Here is an 18,375-nt window from a genome sequence, read left to right on the forward strand (position 1 = left end):
AAATTGCTGAGCCACTATTTGTTGAAAAAGAGATATTTGCATTCGCAGGCATAAAAAAAAGGCTCCGAACCACCAGAGCCTTTCGTCATCATTGCAAGCGCAATAACTAACCTAACCAACTAAAAAAATTAACCTAACTTAAAATCGTTTAGAAGCGATAACTCACTCCTGTATATAGCCCTATATAGTAAGGCTTAAAATCTGCCGCAGCACCTTCAAATGCGTTGAGCTGATATTTAAGCGTGGGTTCTACATTTACTTTTACTTTATCTGTAACCTTGTAATTTACGCCCACTCCTACGTTCGTGGTAAAACTCACATCATTAAGACTGTTTGACTCTCCTATCGGCGTGCGTAATCCTTCTTGCGACTCTATAGCAATTTCATTGTCATTAAGAAAGAGTGTACTCATCCCACCTATGACCTCTATGCCAAGTCTCTTGTCTGAAATAGTATAAACTGCTTCCACGGGTACTTCAATATAGCCCACAGACTGCTGGAGCGAGCCATTGGACACGCTCGTGCCTCCTTGAAAGTTATCGGCTTCTATGCTTGAGAGTTCGTCAGTAGTGTTAACTCGATCAGTAACACTTAGAAAACGAGCATTATCATTATAATCTACTCCAGAAAGTAGGGTGGCGCTTATGTCTGGCGTAAATGAAATATCGTTTGTCCCATAGCTTAAATCTACGTTACTCACTCCGGTACGTACTTTGAACTTCTTATTCACAGCATAACTTACTTGGACACCATAACTTAAGTTTACATCGCCGCTCTTTCCATTATCCTTAAATTTAGGATCAATACCCGACCCCCCAAAATCTCCGTAATACACAGGAGCAGCTACAGCTCCTACATCCCAACGTTTGTTATTAGGAGTGTCAACGTTTATTGTTATCGCTTCATCTAGTTTGTTTTCTTCTATTTCTTGGGCAACGTCAATCAACGATTTTCCCTCGTCGCCTTTTACTTCCTCACTATTGTTTTGAGCGATTGTAGTTGTCTCGCCTTTTTGAGGTGTTGTGATGTTGGGGTTAGTTACGCGGTTATTATTTGCATCTTCAGACTTATTAGAGAGCACATTTTCCTCATTTATAGATGTATTATCGGTAAAAACAACAGCGGTATTTGAGTTTAAATTACCAGACGTTCTAGTATTGTTTTTTTGGTCAGGGGAATCATTATTAACCTTACTTGCGTATTGACTTGTAACTATGCTATTGTTTTGAGAACTATTATTGCTTGTAGTCCTATTGCGTTGTTCAGATTTTTGTGCTTTAGTGTCAGTATTTACACCTGCAATGTTATCAGTTGTTACAAAGTTGTTTTTTTGTTGCGTATTGGCATTTTTTTCTTTCTCATTACTTTGTTCTTGCGCAACTTGCTCTTCGGTATTTGAGAAATTCTTATCTTCGTTCTCCTTTGCAGCATTCTCGGTAGTCGTGTCTACGATCGTAGATTCACCTTCGGTAGGATTAAATAATAGGCTCCCTAGTCCGATTAGGAGTGCGAGGGCTGCGGCTATACCACCTAGGCGCCACCATAAGGGAACGACTTTTCTATTTTCCTTTTCTGCTTTTGCAAGAGCAATTTTCTCCCAAACCGCATCACTAGGTTGCGCTTCAAAGTTTTTAAATTTCTCCTGAAACAGACGATCTATATTTTTTTTCTCCTTCATCGTGTCTGCATTTGTCGCAGAGGCTGAACGTTCATTGCCTCTATTTTATCTTTTAATATGTTTCTAGCACGTGCTAAGTTAGACTTAGAAGTGCCATCTGAAATATTGAGCATACTCGCTACTTCCTTGTGAGAATAACCGTCAAGCACGTAAAGATTAAAAACCAACCTGTACCGATCTGGTAATTCTTGAATGATTCGAAGTAAAAAATCGAGAGGGATGTTAGTTTCATCTACTTCGACCTCTACTTCTTGTATCGCTTCCTCATTTATGATACCTAAAACCGATTGCTTGCGATAGCGTTGCAAAGCCGTGTTTATGGCAATTCTCTTGAGCCAACCCTCAAAAGAACCTTTTCCCTTGAACTGACCTATTTTGTCAAAAATCACAATAAAAGCATCCTGCAGCGTGTCCTCGGCGTCTGCATAATTAGGAGAATACTTAAGACAAACTGAAAAAAGTTTACTGGCATATCGCTTGTAAAGTTCTTCTTGAGCCTTTGCATTCTTCTTTTTACAATTCGTAATGAGTTCTTCTTGACTCACACAGGGCTTTTATAGGTTAGGCCTATTCTTCTTCTATAGGCACTTCAATATCTAAAAATTGTTGCTCTCCATCAGCATCATCTCCTTGAAAAAATCTTAAAACGACTGTTCCGGTCGCTTCTGGTCTAAAGATAAAGGGAACGACACGATCTTCTTCATCTGGATCGACACACTGATCTCCACCCTCTAATACACGTGTTACAACTGCGATCTTGCGAGTATTTCCTTCTCTTTCAAATTCGAAACCTTGGAAGCTATGGCAAATGGAAGGGCGTGCAAATCTTACCACAAGGGTGTCTGCTTGGTTCAAAATAAATTTTTCAGGAACGTTTTCTACACTAGCGGTAGGTACAAGTTCAAAGAAAAACATCTGGGCATCATCATCACTACAACTCATAGCAACAAACGCCAAAACTAAAACTATTAAAATCTTTTTCATCTTTTACGTATCTAGGGTAATACACACTATAGATACGTTGTAAAGTAAAAGGTTGCGTCTTAAATGAAAAAACCTCCTGAAAAAATCAGAAGGTTTTTGATATAATTTATCTTGAATTCAAGATTATTCTTGTGAGCTTTTAATTGCCGCGTGTATTTTAGTCTCGAGTTCTTCCATAAGATCTGGATTATCGAGTAAGAGTGCTTTTACAGCGTCCCTGCCTTGTCCCAGCTTCGTGTCTTGATAGCTGAACCAAGACCCTGCTTTCTTAACAATCTCATAGTTTACACCTATGTCTATAATCTCGCCTACTTTTGAGACACCCTCGCCATACATAATGTCAAACTCGGCCGTTTTAAATGGTGGTGCAACTTTATTTTTGACAACTTTTACACGGGTTTTATTCCCCATTACGTTTGCATTGCTATCCTTTATCTGGGTGGAGCGACGTATGTCAAGTCGCACAGAGGCATAAAATTTAAGCGCATTTCCTCCAGTAGTAGTTTCTGGATTCCCGAACATAACTCCAATCTTCTCACGAAGTTGGTTAATGAAGATTACGGTACAATTTGTTTTACTTATCGACCCTGTGAGTTTACGCAACGCTTGTGACATTAATCTCGCGTGCAATCCCATTTTTGAATCTCCCATCTCGCCTTCAATTTCACTTTTAGGCGTAAGTGCGGCAACCGAGTCAATGACGACAATATCAATTGCGCCAGAGCGTATTAAGTTATCTGTAATTTCTAAGGCCTGCTCACCATTATCTGGTTGTGAGATAATGAGGTTATCTATATCTACTCCTAGTTTTTCTGCATAAAAGCGATCAAAGGCGTGCTCGGCATCAATAAATGCTGCGATTCCACCTGCTTTTTGAGCCTCGGCAATTGCGTGTAGGGTTAGGGTGGTTTTACCAGAAGATTCTGGTCCGTATATTTCGATCACGCGACCACGAGGATAACCGCCTACTCCTAAAGCAACATCTAGTCCGAGCGAACCCGTCGGTATAGACTCTACATCGACAATTGCCTGGTCTCCCATCTTCATTACGGCGCCTTTGCCGTAAGTCTTGTCCATTTTGTCCAGGGTAAGTTTTAGTGCTTTTAGTTTTGCATCTTTCTCGCTGCTCATAGCTTCTTCATTTTTTATAAGTGGAACGTAAAAATAAAACAAGTATAGGAGTACGCTTTCGCGAAAGCGGAATACTTTTTAACAAATTAAATTGTCAAATAACCTCACGAACAACGCAACCTTATGGCCTAATCCACATCTACTCCTAAAGGAGTATTAACCGAATCTTATTTTTATGAACGTATTGGTATTCCCAAGTGCGCCTTTGAGAAGCTCTTTTATTCTGAGCTGGCGCAAGTTAGAGAGCGGCTAGCTTGTTTTAAACGACACTTAAAACAAGTATAACTATGAATTAGCCGTTCAAAAAAATGCCCGCAACACGATGTTCCGGGCATTTTTTGTTTCAATATGAATAATAAAATTAAAGAGTACCGATATGTTTTAGGTAAAAATCATTGTAAATATACGTCGCTAGATCACGACCTAACTTGAGTCCTGCACTATTATCTGATTCGATATGATATCCTCCTAATACTCTTGATTTTCCAGCCATATTAGCCGTTTCTGTAAACGTAGGGAACTTAAGAGTTATAGTGTCTCCCAAGGCTTTGGGCTCAGTAAGTGCTCCAGCTACAAGAGTAACTTCAGACCCAAATGTATCACTACCCGTAAAAAGTCTCAATGCTTCTGCACAGGCACCGCTTATTGTGCTATGCCCTGAAACGTAACTCGGGAATGGGGGACATAAAAAAGTGTCAGGTGAATAAGGTCGCCACTTATTTCCGTCCATAGTAACTAAGCCTTTATAAGGGCCACCCCACGCTTGAATTTTTTGCTTGTCGTAGTATTCGTGCACAAGGGCATACGGCCTTGCAAAGTCATAAAACATTTTTGAATCCCAAGAGGCTATAAAAGCATCCATGGCTACAACTTGATTTAAAAAGTACATTTTTACGTCCGTATCTAGGTCATTCTGGTCTCTTCTAGATACTTCTTGAGCAAACTTAAGCCAATGTCCGGCTTGCTGTACAGATTGTGGTCCATCCCTCATAAACTCAACGAGAGCCTTTTGCTCATCGGTAAGAGTTGCTTGTAGCTCGATGACTTCCTGAACCTCTTTTTTAAGTTGTTCTGACCCAATCATAGGTGGTGGTCCTGGTCTAAATTGATCTCCAGACTCCATGGCTATAGGAGTTACTTTATCCCAAAAAGGAGTGAGACAGGAAGGAGCAACAAATCCTCCTTCTCCGTCAGAAAAGTATTTGGGTTGCCATTTATTAGGATCAATGTTAGTATCTGGATCGTTTACGGGTTCATATCCCGTGTAATTAAAATAAGCTACACCATTAGATCCTTCTTCTTCTCCGTATTGATTTGCACCGTCATTTTTGCGCTTTGCAATAATTGTAGCTGCAGCTAGATTACCTATACCTTGTGGTGTACTGGTGTTTGTAGATGTGTTTTCTGGATCATACCCTAACTCGACCATCTTCTTTTTGTACACAAGACTGTCTGCTGGATAGTACTCCATAAGAGTTCTAAGGGCAGCATAACTTATTGCTATTTGTTTGTTTTCTAGTGTCCTTTCTTTTTCTCCAACTCGATCCACATTTTGTAAATAAACGGGGATTGCTTTGTCATCATATCGTGACCAAGCGTCAAAGACGGAAGTAAAAATAAGCCCCAAGTATCTTGAAGTAACTGTAGGTCGCGGCTTATATCGTTCAGTATCATTAGCCTGAGCAAGCAATGCTATTTCTCCCCACTTGTAGGCTACGTTATTTTCTCCTAGTGGTTGGTCTTTAAGATTAAATTCAGCTTTGTCATTGCTTTTTTTATTGAGGTTACAGCTTGAGACTAACAACCCTAAACAGAGCAAAAAAAGCCTCATAAAGATAACTTTTCTCATTTTAGTAAACTTTAAATTGGCGCACAATATATAAAAACTAGTCGTGTTCTCAAACCAACCCATTCCCAACAAGATACTCTGCAATCTGAACTGCATTTGTTGCGGCTCCTTTTCTTAAATTATCGGAAACAATCCACATGTTTAAGGTGTTTTCTTGAGAATAATCTCGGCGTATGCGCCCTACAAAAACATCATTTTTACCCTCGGCATAAATAGGCATCGGATAAGTGTTTGTATCTGGGTTGTCCTGAACGGTAACTCCAGAGGTTTCGTTCAAAATCTTGCGAATGTCTTTTTCGTCAAACTCTTTGTGCAACTCCACATTTACAGACTCACTATGACCTCCTACGACTGGGATACGCACGGCAGTTGCCGTAACGGCAATCGAGCGGTCATCAAGTATCTTTTGTGTTTCGTTTACAAGTTTAAGTTCTTCTTTAGTATATCCATTCTCTTGAAAGACATCACAAGCAGGAATTGCGTTACGGTGTATTGGGTATGGATACGCCATTTCTCCTTTTTCTCCAGCATATTCGTTTTCTAGTTGCTGAACAGCCTTTACTCCAGTTCCCGTGATAGATTGATAGGTTGAGATTACCAGACGCTTAATTCCATACTCTCGGTGGAGCGGGGACATAGCAAGTACCATCTGGATCGTGGAGCAGTTAGGGTTTGCAATAATTTTATCTTTTTTGGTAAGTGATGTTGCGTTTATTTCTGGAACTACCAGCTTCGTATTTGCATCCATACGCCACGCAGAAGAGTTGTCTATAACCGTAGTCCCGACAGCAGCAAACTTAGGAGCAAACTCAAGCGACGTATCTCCTCCAGCTGAAAAGATGGCAATAGCCGGACGCGCGGCAATAGCATCATCCATAGAGTGAATGGTGTATTCCCCCTCCTTAAATAGTATTTTTTTTCCAACAGATCGTGATGATGCTACAGGGATTAATTCTGTAATTGGGAAATTACGTTCGGCTAGGACTTTTAACATGACTTGGCCTACCATTCCGGTGGCGCCTACAACTGCTACTTTCATAAGATAAAATTATAATGAGAGGATTAGTACGCTTTCGCGAAAGCGCACTTACAAAAAGCCCCAAAGTTAGCAAGGAACAATGGATTAAACTGTTGCAGAAATGACAAAAGTTCGGTCTATATTTGATTATTCTTCAATTATAAATTACAAATACAAAAAAACCACCTTGCTAGATACACAAGGTGGTTTAGGGTTAAAATATGTAGCATAGCGGTGCTACGTTCTTTTTATTGCTTTTTGAGCTCGTCTCTTATTTCCTTAAGAAGATCTATTTCGCTTGGTCCTGGATCTGGAGCTGGCGCCTCTTCTTTTGGTTTTTTAGTCTTATTATATGCCTTTATGATCATAAATAATACAAAACCTACTATGATAAGGTTTATAATACTATTAATCCACGCTCCGTACATGATTGCGTTTTCTGGAGTAGCTACTGTCCCATCTGCGGCAAGTACTGCTTCGGCCAGAACGACTTTCTTGTCTGAAAAATCGACTCCGCCTGTAAAGTATCCTATGATGGGCATCATAATATTAGTGGTAAATCCTTTTACAACTTCATTAAGGGCGGCACCCAGAATTACGGCTACCGAAAGCTCTATGACGTTCCCCGTCATTATAAAATTCTTAAATTCTTTTAACATTTTGATGTTTGGTTTTAAGTTAGTAATGAACTAAGATACTGAAAAAACCAAAACAGGTTAACAAAAATTTAAGAATACGCAATCATTTTAAAACAACTCGCTTTACCCGTTGGCCAACAGCGGTGAGTAATTCGTAAGAAATGGTCCCAGCGTTTTGAGCCAAAGTGTCCGCACCCGTAATATCTCCAAAGATTTCTACCTCATCACCTTCTTTACAATCTATGCCTGTTATGTCTATCATCGTCATATCCATACAGACATTGCCTATGATGGGTGCTTTTTCCCCTTGTACGGTCATATAACCAACTCCATTTCCATAAATTCTTGAAATACCATCTGCGTGGCCTATCGGGATGGTGGCGGTGGTCATATAGTCCGAGGCCTTGAAGGCACGGTTGTATCCCACGCTTTCTCCTGGCGCAATCTTATGGATTTGTGAAATGACAGATTTTAATCGCGCCACGGGTTTTAATCGTGCAGTTTCTTCCTCAGAATTGCCATAACCATATAACCCGATGCCAGAACGTACACAATCAAACTGCGCCCGAGGATAGTTAATTATAGCCGAAGTATTGCTCTGGTGCAGGAATGGCACGTAATCCAATCCTTCCAAGAGTTCTTTTGAAATGTTTGTAAAACTCAGGATCTGATTGAGGGTGAATTCCTCCTCGGCTTTGTCTTCGCTGGCAACTAGGTGTGAGAATATGGATTTTACCTTTATGCTGTTTTTTTCGTGCAAGCGGTCTAAAATCCAAGACACATCAGACTCCCAGAATCCCAACCGATTAAGGCCCGTGTTAAATTTTAAATGGATGGGGTAGTTGGTTTGGTTTTTCGCTTTCGCGAAAGCGGAAAAAAGCTCCATCATCCTCGCGCTATAAATACTTGGCTCCAGGCACCGCTCGACCATTTCTTCAAAATTATCCGGCTGAGGATGCAATACAAGAATGGGCGTTTGGACTCCTGCATCTCGCAGTGCGACTCCTTCAGAAACATAGGCCACGGCAAAATAATCGACACCCAGTTTTTCAAGTTCTATTGCGACCGCTTGAGCCTCGCTACCATATCCATAAGCCTTAACCACGGCCATCATTCGTACACCATCGGTAAGTTTAGAACGTAAATATTGGTAATTGTGGCGCAGGGCCTCGAGGTCTATTTCTAAGCGGGTAATCGCCATATTTTATGAGTTGTTAGACTCCTTTTCAGATTTTGGAGCGATTTCTTGGGCATCTGCTACGTCCATTTTTCTCAGTCTGTCACGCAGCATTGCTTTGTAGTAGGCTCCTCGAGAAAGTGGCTCGTATTCTTCGGTCTCTCCCAGCATCACGATGTCCTGATTTTTTGCCTTTCGGTAGCTGTATTGGGCTAGATTTCCTGTGCGGGTGCATACGGCGTGTACTTTAGTCACATACTCGGCCGTGGCCATAAGTGCGGGCATCGGGCCAAAGGGATTTCCTTTAAAATCCATATCCAGACCGGCTACAATCACTCTTATGCCACGATTTGCCAGATCATTGCATACCTGCACGATCTCATCGTCAAAAAATTGAGCCTCATCAATCCCCACCACATCACAATCGTCTGCCAGGATAGGAATATTTGCCGCCGCGGGAACGGGTGTGGAGCGTATCTCGTTGCTGTCGTGTGAGACGACCATTTCCTCGTCATAACGCACGTCTACAGCAGGTTTAAAGATTTCCACCTTTTGTTTTGCAAACTGAGCGCGCTTGAGCCGGCGGATGAGCTCTTCTGTTTTACCAGAGAACATCGACCCACAAATGACCTCAATCCAGCCAAATTGCTCTTTATGATTTACCGTGTTTTCGAGAAACATTAAACTGTAATTGGTTCAATTTTCAGTTCCCGGCCCTAAAGGGAGCGAAAATTAAACAATAAAAAAAGTACACCCTTTAGGGCTGGGGCAAATGCTTTTTTCGAGAAACATTTTGTACTTTTCTACACCAAAACGGGCAATCTCCCGTTTTTATTTAGCCCCGACGATTCGGGAGCGGTAAAAGTATCAAAAAAAGCTACTACTCTGCCGTACAATCTCAAAGTTATGAAGAAAACAATCAAGGCCGAACTCGTAAGCCTAGCACACAAAATACTCCAACTGCGCGATACTGCAGACTATGCTCAGATGGCAACCCAAGCCAGAGAACTGCAGGACAAACTCACCATTCTTGCCTATGCAGAGAAGCTGGAAAAAATGGGAATGCCCACCATAGGATTAAAGGAGATAGAGGAGGAGATTACGCTTTCGCGAAAGCGTGATAACAACGATACCATACCAGAAGAGGTTGCGGAAATAGAAGAGCAACCCGCGACGCAAGTTGCGCCAAAAAAAGAGCAAGCTCCCGCTATCAAAAAGAAGTCAAAAACCCCAGCCGAAATCCGCGCCGAAAATCAAGCACGGTACGAAAAGGCAAAAGGTACAGACGAGGCAGACAGGCATCGTCCAGACGGAACGCAGTTTAACAAAGAAGAACCCCTACACGAGCCTGTTATCGAAAAGATAAAAGATATGTGGCCAGAGATGACTCCAGAGGCCGCCGAAATAGACAAGGTTATCGAGTCCATCATACCACAGCAACCCGCCGTGGGAAAAAATGATAGTTTTGAGATAGGCAACGAATACCAAATGCCCATTTTTGAACGTAAAGACACCACGATAGAGGAGGTAGATGACAAACCAAAAAACCTAAATGACCGCTTAAAAACAGGACTCAAAATTGGTCTGAATGATAAATTGTCTTTTATAAAGCACCTATTTAATGGGAGCGCCTCAGACTACAACCGAGTGCTCAGCCAGCTAGAAACTTTCCAAACCGCCACCGAAGCGAGACAATTTATAATCCAAATGATAAAACCAGATTATAACAACTGGGAAGGAAAAGAGGTGCAGGAAGAGCGGTTTATGGAGATTGTGGAGGGGAGGTATTCTTGAATGGCAGTGTAGTCTTTAGCTTGTAATCGTTAGCTTATCGAATAACGCTATATGGATCGCCCTGTTATTATTTTTCAAAAAAGGTCTGAGCCCTCTGTAGGAGAGGCACTATTATTAAACTCATCTGGTATTTTACCATTTTTAATAACGCACCTACGAAACAAGAAATTTGACAGTATTATTTTTTCAAAAAACACGGTTCGTCTTAAATTAAAAAACAAAATTGTTTTTGATAAAACTTTTGTCCATATAAAATCTATAGACTACGATAGTATAAAGGAAAGTCTTAAAATTAATGCTGATGGTAAAATCTCACAGCTTTCATTAAAAGCTTTTAGAATTACTTACGACGAAGCAAAAAGATTAAAAGGGGAAATTGATAATTTTAATAGGAGTTTGCGGTAAGACTAGATCAATTTTTCCAATCTAAATAATAGCTAAATATGAAAGCACAACGTATCATTTACTGGATTGCCACAGGACTTTTCTGTGCTTTAATGTTATACTCAGCAAGTATGTATTTTATGAATACAGAAATGATTGAGAGTTTCTTCCAGAGTTTTAATCATCCTACGTATGTCGTGATACCGCTAGCAATTCTTAAGATTTGCGGGGTTTTGATGCTACTGTGGCGCGGCATTCCGTGGCTTACAGAGTGGGCGTACGCAGGGTTCTTTTTTGATATTGTCCTTGCCGCAGCGGCACATCATTACGCAGGCGATAGTATTACGCAGACATTAGTTGCTTTGATTCTTCTTGTGGTATCTTATTTTTTTGGGAAGGAAGTACGACCTATGTATCGCTAGCATTTCGTTTAAAATGGAAGCCAACGGTTTACTGCATCTCTGCGGCAGTCTTTTCTAACTCGGCATACCACGCCTCTCCGAACTTACGTATGAGAGCATCTTTCGTAAACTTATACACAGGCACTTTGAGCTCTTGCCCAAGTGTACACGCATCATCACATATAGGCCAGCGATGGTAATTTACAGCCGAAAAGGAACTATACTTCTGAACGCGAACTGGATATAAATGACAAGAAATAGGTTTGCGCCAGTCTACTTTGCCAGCATTATACGCATCTTCTATTCCACAACTTGCCCAGCCTTTGTCGTTAAAGGTTACATAAGCACATTCCTTCCCGTTTACAAGTGGAGTTTCTAAATCCCCAAGGTCGGTCTCAATGTGTGTCCCTTGTGCCTCAATCGCAGCGATTCCTTCAGGTCTCAAAAATGGCTTTACATCTTTATAAATAGCAGCCATAATTTCTGTCTCGTCCTCATCTAGAGGAGCACCAGCTTCTCCTGCAATACAGCACTCGCCCTTACAAGCATTAAGATTACAAACAAAATCCTTCTCGATAATGTCTTCTGATACGATGGTGTCCTTAAGTTGAAACATAGATTGCAAAGATAATGGGTATGAGAATTAGAACTAAGAAAAATAAGAGGGTAAATTTTTAGTGGCTTTTACGGGAATCCGTGTTTAGTTAGGAGGTAGGATGGTTATATTTACGATGTATCGATAAGAGAAAACTGTTGTTAATCTGTGTTCTCTTAAGGTATAAGAATAATAGAATTGATTATATAACGAGTTGTACGCAATATCCCAAAAACATTACGCTGAAATAAATGTTTAGTTTTAAAAAATAGTAATTTAGAGAAAATAAAGTCATTCATTCGGAATTCGGAAGAAATCGAAATTGAAAAAGCGGACAAGGAAAAACTAATCAAAATGATTAGACCAACTATTGGAATTAAAACAAAAGCGAGTGATGACAAAAACTTAAAAGTTGGAAAATCTAAAATTGGTGGAAAACCTGATTTGCCAAAAGACTTTGAATGGCCAAGAGCGAATAATATTCCAATGTTATTTTGTGCTCAATATAATTTGTCTGAACTGAAGAGATTTGACAAAGAAAATATTTTGCCGAATAAAGGTTTCTTTCATATCTTTTTAAGTCTTGATGAGAAATGGAAAGAATTTAATGGAGTAAATCAAGAATTTAAATTTATCTACAGCGAATCTGAAAATCTCACCAGAACGCAATTCCCAGAAGACCTTGAAGAAAATCAATCTTTCAATACAGCTTTAATCGAGTATTTTGAATTCTATACAATTCCAGATGACGAGAATTACAGATTTTTTGAACTCAATAAAAAGTACGATGATTTATACTTCTATTTTTATCAACCAACAGAGGAGTTTATAACAGAGGAATTATATCAAGATTCAGATAATATGCATCAGATTCTTGGATATGACAGGTCAATTCAATCGAGCGTTGTTTATGATTTTGCTTCAAAAGAATTAGGACTTTATGGAGTTGATAGTTCGGAATATAAAAAGAGATGGAATGATATATTAGAATTATCAAAAACATTTGAATTGCTTTTACAATTTGACTGTTATGATATAAATTCTGATTTGACAAAATTTGGTGGAAGTGGAACTTATTATTTTGGACTATCAAAAACAGATTTAGAAAATAAAAACTTTAACGATATTAAAATGTCGTTTCAAATGACATAAAATACTGCCTACAACACCAGCATAAAACAAAACATACCCTCAGACCCATCCACTCATAACAAATCTGCTTCTTCCTAAAAATTATCTTATCTCAGAAAAAAGGAAACCCTCAAAATCCGTATCTTGATGTGATACTAAAAATTCTTTTTTGCGAAAGCAAAAGAAACCTGTCAAAACTTGATTAGATGAAAACCTTCCTTGCGCTCCTCCTCTCACTACCATTCCTAACGATAGCCCAAACCAACTACGACACTCAAATAAACGAAGTTCTCTCAAAAACTCTAAAACAACACCGCGAACTGGTAAGTATCCCAAACCTCCCAGCAGATCCTGACTTGATGCTTAAAAACATTTCTTGGGTACAAGAAAAATATAAAGCACTGGGTTTTAAAACCAGCTTATTAGAATCAAGCACACTTACTATCCTTCTTGCAGAAAAAGTTTACGATCCAGAATACAAAACGGTGCTCTTTTACGTCCATATAGACGGTCAACCCATAAATCCCATGACGTGGAATCAAGAGGACCCGTTTACGCCCGTGCTTAAAGAACAAGATGCAGCTGGAAATTGGCAAGCGATAGACTGGAGTAAACTGGATGGAAACATTAATGATGAGTGGCGCATCTTTGGCCGTGCTGCGGCAGATGATAAGGCGCCAATAACCATATTTCTTACGGCACTAGAAGTATTACAGCAGCAAAATAAAACACCAAAATTTAATGTCAAAATCATTTTTGACCCCGAAGAGGAGTATGGGTCTAGCGCGTTACTTTCTACCTTAGCTACTTATAAAGCACGCTACGCTGCAGATTATTTTGTGGTGATGGACGGTCCGGCGCACGATTCTAATAAGCCTACGCTCACCTTTGGGTGTCGCGGGATAGCGACCTGTGCCATCACCACCTATGGTGCACGATTACCGCAGCATAGCGGACATTACGGAAACTATGCGCCAAATCCAGTCTTTAGACTGACACATTTACTATCTAGTATGAAGGATGAAGATGGACGAGTGCTTGTAGATGGTTTTTATGAAGGGATTAAAATCACTCCAGAAGCTGCCGAAGTTCTTTCTTCAGTTCCTTATTCTAAAGCTCAATTTAATGCCGCTCTCGGGATTCACTCCGCAGAAAAAGTAGGGGATACCTATCAAAAAGCGCTACAATTCCCCTCCTTAAACATTCGCCAGATTGGAACTTCGTGGACCGGCGAAGGCCTTAAAACCGTCGTGCCAGAATATGCTGTTGCAAACATAGATGTGAGACTCGTCCCAGAAACCGACGGCGATAGCCAACTAGAAAAAATCAAAAAACATATCAAGGACGAAGGATACTACGTCATAGACCGCGACCCAACCGAGGAGGAGCGTCTGACCTACGCAAAAATTGCAAAGTTTACAGGAAAGACATCTGTAAATGCCTTTAGAACGCCAACTGATTCTGAATTTGGTAAGAACATCCGAGGACGTCTGGTAGAAGCTTTTGGCGAAAACCCCGTGACTATCCGCATTATGGGCGGCACCGTACCTATTGTACCCTTGATAAATACGCTGGATATTCCTACGGTTATTTTGCCTATGGTAAATATGGATAATAACCAGCATAATCCCAACGAGAATATACGTGTGGGCAATATCAGACAAGGGATTAAGATTTGTCTTGCGCTTCTGGAGACGGAGTTCTAAAACTAGCCTTTATTAGGTTTAAAAAAATTGGTATATTTATCTGACTATTAGCACTTTAAAATCTTATGCTATGAAAAGATATCACTCTATTTTGCTTCTTATAAGTTTTATAACGGTGTTTGCTCCCGATATAACAACGGCCTCAACAAAAACAGCACCCACAGAAATCGTAACCGATGGGCTTTATTATGCTGAGTTTTATGACTACATCTTTCGAGGGCATTTTGAGCATATCAAAATGACGTCTGAAGACCCTATGTTTCTGTCTATTTTTAGTGAATATCTGTATACTTTCGGTAGTCAATGTGCTCAATATCTACCCGATAATAAAGTAGAAATGCAGAAACAGGTCTGCAAGACAGAAAGTGTTACCACAGATGGTTACGGAGTAGAAACAAATAGATATTGTGTGGAATATGTTTGGATAGGCTCTGGGGTGTACGCAAAACCCGACTTATATAATGCAAAAGTAACCTCAGAAAATGCGCTTAGAAAAAAAGGATTACAAGTCACATTTGAAATCCTAACAGACCCTAATGCTATGGGAAACTCGGTCGATATGATACATAAAATGCAAGGGCTTAAAGTTGATATGCTTACTTTTTTTAAACTTAATCCCTGTAATAGTCCTGCGATCCTCGCCTTTGAAGAAAATCTAAAACGCTTTGCCCTCAACCAGCCTGCAGTACGTATAAACGCAGAAAGCAAGTATACTAAGATGAAAAAAGCCGGGGGTCCCACCGCGACACAGAACAAAAAGAAACTACTAGACGACCTTATAAAAGACCAATCCAGAACTTGGGCAATGAACCGGTATGTGCCGGGTAGCATTTCTAGTATCTTTGAACGTAAAGACACTACTGGGAAGATTGTCGTTATGGGCGGTAGTTATCAATACAAAGGATTTTTAGGAACACAAAAAAACAATGTGCGTGTCACCTTCAAAAATGGTATTCCCGAATGTATCTACTTTTCAGACTACCCCAACAACTGTAAAACACCTAATAGCGGGATTGTTTCGGCATTTGCGAGTGGCAAGTATACGGTGCAGTAGCAACACTAAAAGTATATGGGCGTTTAAGCATTCTCTTTATAATGGCATTTTGTATAGTTACGCTTTCGCGAAAGCGTAAAAAAATCCCTACAAACTATAGACCACTCTAAAAGTCAAGAAACGTGGTTGTATAAACGTTTCGGCGTTAAAAACCGAAATGTTATTTGCACTATTGCGTACCTGAGAGTCGATATTTAATAAGTTCGTTGCTCTAATTTCATATTCAAATTTTGCATCGCGGTCCTTACGATATGAAAGATTTGCATCCCAATTCTGGAAGGATTGTGACTGGCCATTACCTATGTCTTGATTTGTGTAACTGTAATTTGTACGGAAAGTAAACTTTTTTAAGATATACGCATCTACCTCTATAGATGGTGCATTTGTCACAAACGTTGTTTTGCGATTACCCTGATTATTATCTGTCACACTATAGCGGTATTGCAGGCTCACGTTAGGTGCTATTTTAAAATTAGTGCGTACTCCTGGGGTGTATGTTTGCGTAAATCCTTCATTAAGAGATTGCGTGCCCTGAATAAACTGGTTTATCTTGCTGTAATTAAAACTTGCGTTAAGCGTTCCTCTTATCTTCCCAAAAGTGCGCTGCACACGACCAAAAACACTTACATTTTCGTCTGCAAAATTAGAATTAAAGAAAGTACTTGTCCGTATCACATTGTCAAAACTGGTCAAGCTACGGATCTGGTCTACATTGCTGGAATAGGCAGCTCTCGCAAAGACATTTGTATAATTAAATAAATTAAAGCTACTGTAGAGTAAGCTTACGTTATGTGAGAGTGCGTTCTGTAGGTCTGGTTCTCCAAATTGTATGCTATTGATATCGTTAAGCACTAAACCCTGAGCAAGCCTAGTCACATCTGTAAACTGGTTACGCAGTTCATAACGCGCCGTAAGAGATTCACTCTTTTTAAACTGGATACGCGTCTCAAAATCTGGAAGGATGCGCACAAAATTATCTTCAAAAGTTTCTCCAAACTGGATATTCTTATTGCCATAAGCGTGTACAGAAAAGCCAGGAGTAAAGGTGAAAATTCCAGTTTTTACTCTATAGTGTGCTCCAAGGTAAATATCCCGAAAATTATATTCGGTATCATTAGAGGCACGGCCGGCGTTAAAATTAGGCGTGGGATTTAAGATTTCACCCCCTGTAAGAAATTGGAAAATATTGGAGTTAAACTCCTGACGACTCAATATCGTTCCAAAAGTGAAATTTATATTACTACGCTTATTGAGAATATGAAAATAATCAAGCTTTGCGTCTAGCTGATTTGATTTTATACGACGTTCTTGCCCTACGTTGTAATTATCAAGAGAAGTGTCCAGTCCTAACGCAATTGCCGTATTATCAAATGCATCTTCTCCCTCTGGATCATTGTCTAGAAAAGCATTATAAAAAGGATCCTCATTTTTAAATAAATGTTGTGCTTCAAAAGCAAATATATTATTCTCATCTAGTGTATAATAATAGTTGAGACTTTGATTAAGACTAAAAGGTGTTACTTCATCTAGTTGATTTGTATTACCTATTACAGAAGAAAAACGGTTCTGGTCTTGAGAGTCCTGTGATATACGACCTAGGATATCATAATCCATTTGATTATTCAAATTAGGTTGGTAAGAAGCGCTTAGCTTCATAAGTCCTTGATCAGATCGTTCTCTTGTACTTTGCTCTGTGACTTCGTCCGGAATTCCTAAATCCGTATTTGTGTATTGTATAAAGCTTGTTTCTCTGGAAATAATACGACTGCTATTAAAAATAGCAAAACCGCTCAGGTCTAGGGTAGGGTTAGGTGCGTAACTAAAGTTTGCCGTAGCCAGCTGGTTTTCAATTTCTAAAGCATTGTTTTGATTTGTCAAAAAACTGAGACTGTTATCACCTAAGTTAATGTCTGTACCACTACTCCTGCTAGGAGACCTAAAACCTCCTCCAAAACCTCTAATATCTCTTCTAGAAAGTGCAACTTCTCCAGTATTATTAAGATCTCCTATAAAGTTAATACTGTATTTAGGACTGTAGTAAAAAAGCTTGGGTTGTAATACATATAACTCGTTATCTGGCGATGTACCTCCACCAGCAGTGATATCTCCAAACCAAAAATTTTCTTTCCCTTCTTTGAGCTTAATATTTATGGCAACATTGTCTTGATTATTGCGTACCCCACTCAGTTGACCTACCTCTGCATAATTGCGTAAAACCTGAACTTTTGATACGGCATTAGACGGAATGTTTTTTGTAGCAAGTTTTGTGTCTCCGTCAAAAAAGTCTTTACCATTTACCATTAGTTTATTGACGACTTTTCCCTCTACTTCTATTTGCCCGTCCTCGTTTATTTCTACGCCGGGGAGGTTTTCTAGTACGTCTTCTAGCTTACGTTCAGAGCCAGTATTAAAAGATTCTGCATTGTAGATAAGCGTGTCTCCGCGCACCACGACAGGCATCTCATATACAAGCTCTACCTCGTTAAGGGAGTTGTCTGGTTTTAAGGTGTAGTCTTTTATAATATTGGATTCCTTAGTCTCAAGGATTTCTTCATAGGTAGACATTCCTATATAACTCGCTTGAATTTTATATGTGCTATTAACAGCGAGTTTAAGTAAATACTTTCCCTTTTCATCTGTTATGCCGTAAGATTCTAAGGCATTTGTAGCTTGATTAAAGGCTACAACATTTGCAAGTTCTAATCCATTGTTTAAGCTATCTTTTACAACGCCCTCAAGTTTTATTTGTGCAGTTGAGGCTAGGGTTACAAATAATACTGTAATAGTAATTATGTTTCGCATTGAGAGGTGTCTTGAAGATTAGTGATTTCAGGA

The 18,375-nt window shown here is 39.7% G+C and carries 17 protein-coding genes; 6 read left to right on the forward strand and 11 right to left on the reverse strand.

Translation table 11 applies throughout. The features are described from left to right. Window positions 1–148: 148 nt before the first annotated feature. The 9 genes from EAX61_RS03155 to EAX61_RS03195 form a co-directional block, all read right to left on the reverse strand. Entirely contained in the window at window positions 149–1,678 is a 1,530-nt protein-coding gene (locus tag EAX61_RS03155) for a porin family protein (protein ID WP_121916206.1), read from the reverse strand. Next, on the reverse strand, window positions 1,675–2,223 hold the full coding sequence (locus tag EAX61_RS03160) for an RNA polymerase sigma factor (protein ID WP_121916207.1): 549 nt from the start codon (window positions 2,221–2,223) through the stop codon (window positions 1,675–1,677). The genes EAX61_RS03155 and EAX61_RS03160 overlap by 4 nt, the downstream gene beginning before the upstream one ends. A 22-nt stretch (window positions 2,224–2,245) precedes the next feature. Then, on the reverse strand, window positions 2,246–2,662 hold the full coding sequence (locus EAX61_RS03165; protein WP_121916208.1) for a hypothetical protein: 417 nt from the start codon (window positions 2,660–2,662) through the stop codon (window positions 2,246–2,248). A 123-nt stretch (window positions 2,663–2,785) separates the two neighbouring features. After that, window positions 2,786–3,793, reverse strand: a complete 1,008-nt coding sequence (recA, locus tag EAX61_RS03170; RefSeq protein WP_121916341.1) for a recombinase RecA — start codon at window positions 3,791–3,793, stop codon at window positions 2,786–2,788. A 361-nt stretch (window positions 3,794–4,154) separates the two neighbouring features. Beyond that, window positions 4,155–5,642 (reverse strand): vanadium-dependent haloperoxidase, encoded by a 1,488-nt coding sequence (locus EAX61_RS03175; RefSeq protein WP_121916209.1) that lies wholly within the window; start codon window positions 5,640–5,642, stop codon window positions 4,155–4,157. Window positions 5,643–5,691: 49 nt separating this feature from the next. Continuing rightward, a complete protein-coding gene (locus EAX61_RS03180) occupies window positions 5,692–6,681 on the reverse strand; it encodes an aspartate-semialdehyde dehydrogenase (RefSeq protein ID WP_121916210.1) in 990 nt (329 codons plus the stop codon). A gap of 227 nt (window positions 6,682–6,908) precedes the next feature. After that, window positions 6,909–7,319, reverse strand: a complete 411-nt coding sequence (gene mscL, locus EAX61_RS03185; RefSeq protein WP_121916211.1) for a large conductance mechanosensitive channel protein MscL — start codon at window positions 7,317–7,319, stop codon at window positions 6,909–6,911. Between the two features lie 82 nt (window positions 7,320–7,401). Then, the gene (alr, locus tag EAX61_RS03190; protein ID WP_121916212.1) at window positions 7,402–8,499 is read right to left on the reverse strand and encodes an alanine racemase; all 1,098 of its coding nucleotides are present in this window, start codon (window positions 8,497–8,499) and stop codon (window positions 7,402–7,404) included. A 3-nt stretch (window positions 8,500–8,502) separates the two neighbouring features. Beyond that, the gene (locus EAX61_RS03195; protein ID WP_121916213.1) at window positions 8,503–9,156 is read right to left on the reverse strand and encodes a thymidine kinase; all 654 of its coding nucleotides are present in this window, start codon (window positions 9,154–9,156) and stop codon (window positions 8,503–8,505) included. Window positions 9,157–9,381: 225 nt separating this feature from the next. On the opposite strand from EAX61_RS03195, the gene EAX61_RS03200 reads away from it, so the two are divergent. From EAX61_RS03200 to EAX61_RS03210, 3 genes are read left to right on the forward strand one after another with little or no spacing between them, the layout of a single operon-like run. After that, window positions 9,382–10,269 (forward strand): hypothetical protein, encoded by an 888-nt coding sequence (locus EAX61_RS03200; protein WP_121916214.1) that lies wholly within the window; start codon window positions 9,382–9,384, stop codon window positions 10,267–10,269. 51 nt (window positions 10,270–10,320) lie between these two features. After that, complete coding sequence (locus EAX61_RS03205; RefSeq protein ID WP_121916215.1) at window positions 10,321–10,674, forward strand: hypothetical protein; 354 nt, start codon at window positions 10,321–10,323, stop codon at window positions 10,672–10,674. A gap of 38 nt (window positions 10,675–10,712) precedes the next feature. Continuing rightward, window positions 10,713–11,075 carry a DoxX family protein gene (locus tag EAX61_RS03210; protein ID WP_121916216.1) on the forward strand — a complete coding sequence of 121 codons (363 nt, stop codon included), beginning with the start codon at window positions 10,713–10,715 and terminating at the stop codon, window positions 11,073–11,075. Window positions 11,076–11,103: 28 nt separating this feature from the next. Here EAX61_RS03210 and EAX61_RS03215 read toward each other — a convergent pair whose 3' ends face one another. Beyond that, window positions 11,104–11,670 (reverse strand): DUF3109 family protein, encoded by a 567-nt coding sequence (locus EAX61_RS03215; RefSeq protein ID WP_121916217.1) that lies wholly within the window; start codon window positions 11,668–11,670, stop codon window positions 11,104–11,106. A 333-nt stretch (window positions 11,671–12,003) separates the two neighbouring features. Here EAX61_RS03215 and EAX61_RS03220 point away from each other — a divergent pair, with 333 nt between their 5' ends. The 3 genes from EAX61_RS03220 to EAX61_RS03230 all read left to right on the forward strand — a co-directional run bounded on the left by EAX61_RS03220 (window position 12,004) and on the right by EAX61_RS03230 (window position 15,540). Continuing rightward, window positions 12,004–12,801 (forward strand): DUF1963 domain-containing protein, encoded by a 798-nt coding sequence (locus tag EAX61_RS03220; RefSeq protein WP_121916218.1) that lies wholly within the window; start codon window positions 12,004–12,006, stop codon window positions 12,799–12,801. Between the two features lie 185 nt (window positions 12,802–12,986). Then, window positions 12,987–14,486 carry a M20/M25/M40 family metallo-hydrolase gene (locus EAX61_RS03225; RefSeq protein WP_121916219.1) on the forward strand — a complete coding sequence of 500 codons (1,500 nt, stop codon included), beginning with the start codon at window positions 12,987–12,989 and terminating at the stop codon, window positions 14,484–14,486. Window positions 14,487–14,556: 70 nt separating this feature from the next. After that, window positions 14,557–15,540 (forward strand): hypothetical protein, encoded by a 984-nt coding sequence (locus EAX61_RS03230; RefSeq protein WP_201739408.1) that lies wholly within the window; start codon window positions 14,557–14,559, stop codon window positions 15,538–15,540. 87 nt (window positions 15,541–15,627) lie between these two features. Here EAX61_RS03230 and EAX61_RS03235 read toward each other — a convergent pair whose 3' ends face one another. Beyond that, window positions 15,628–18,342, reverse strand: a complete 2,715-nt coding sequence (locus EAX61_RS03235) for a TonB-dependent receptor (RefSeq protein ID WP_121916220.1) — start codon at window positions 18,340–18,342, stop codon at window positions 15,628–15,630. Window positions 18,343–18,375 lie beyond the last annotated feature (33 nt).

Source organism: Dokdonia sinensis (assembly GCF_003688895.1).
Taxonomy (GTDB): domain Bacteria; phylum Bacteroidota; class Bacteroidia; order Flavobacteriales; family Flavobacteriaceae; genus Dokdonia; species Dokdonia sinensis.

Excerpts from the sequence above, each read along its gene's own strand:
- EAX61_RS03155 (WP_121916206.1), bottom strand. The coding sequence starts at position 1,678 with ATGAAGGAGAAAAAAAATATAGATCGTCTGTTTCAGGAGAAATTTAAA.
- EAX61_RS03165 (WP_121916208.1), bottom strand. The coding sequence starts at position 2,662 with ATGAAAAAGATTTTAATAGTTTTAGTTTTGGCGTTTGTTGCTATGAGT.
- recA (WP_121916341.1), bottom strand. The coding sequence starts at position 3,793 with ATGAGCAGCGAGAAAGATGCAAAACTAAAAGCACTAAAACTTACCCTG.
- EAX61_RS03175 (WP_121916209.1), bottom strand. The coding sequence starts at position 5,642 with ATGAGAAAAGTTATCTTTATGAGGCTTTTTTTGCTCTGTTTAGGGTTG.
- EAX61_RS03180 (WP_121916210.1), bottom strand. The coding sequence starts at position 6,681 with ATGAAAGTAGCAGTTGTAGGCGCCACCGGAATGGTAGGCCAAGTCATG.
- mscL (WP_121916211.1), bottom strand. The coding sequence starts at position 7,319 with ATGTTAAAAGAATTTAAGAATTTTATAATGACGGGGAACGTCATAGAG.
- alr (WP_121916212.1), bottom strand. The coding sequence starts at position 8,499 with ATGGCGATTACCCGCTTAGAAATAGACCTCGAGGCCCTGCGCCACAAT.
- EAX61_RS03195 (WP_121916213.1), bottom strand. The coding sequence starts at position 9,156 with ATGTTTCTCGAAAACACGGTAAATCATAAAGAGCAATTTGGCTGGATT.
- EAX61_RS03200 (WP_121916214.1), top strand. The coding sequence starts at position 9,382 with ATGAAGAAAACAATCAAGGCCGAACTCGTAAGCCTAGCACACAAAATA.
- EAX61_RS03205 (WP_121916215.1), top strand. The coding sequence starts at position 10,321 with ATGGATCGCCCTGTTATTATTTTTCAAAAAAGGTCTGAGCCCTCTGTA.
- EAX61_RS03210 (WP_121916216.1), top strand. The coding sequence starts at position 10,713 with ATGAAAGCACAACGTATCATTTACTGGATTGCCACAGGACTTTTCTGT.
- EAX61_RS03215 (WP_121916217.1), bottom strand. The coding sequence starts at position 11,670 with ATGTTTCAACTTAAGGACACCATCGTATCAGAAGACATTATCGAGAAG.
- EAX61_RS03220 (WP_121916218.1), top strand. The coding sequence starts at position 12,004 with ATGATTAGACCAACTATTGGAATTAAAACAAAAGCGAGTGATGACAAA.
- EAX61_RS03225 (WP_121916219.1), top strand. The coding sequence starts at position 12,987 with ATGAAAACCTTCCTTGCGCTCCTCCTCTCACTACCATTCCTAACGATA.
- EAX61_RS03230 (WP_201739408.1), top strand. The coding sequence starts at position 14,557 with ATGAAAAGATATCACTCTATTTTGCTTCTTATAAGTTTTATAACGGTG.
- EAX61_RS03235 (WP_121916220.1), bottom strand. The coding sequence starts at position 18,342 with ATGCGAAACATAATTACTATTACAGTATTATTTGTAACCCTAGCCTCA.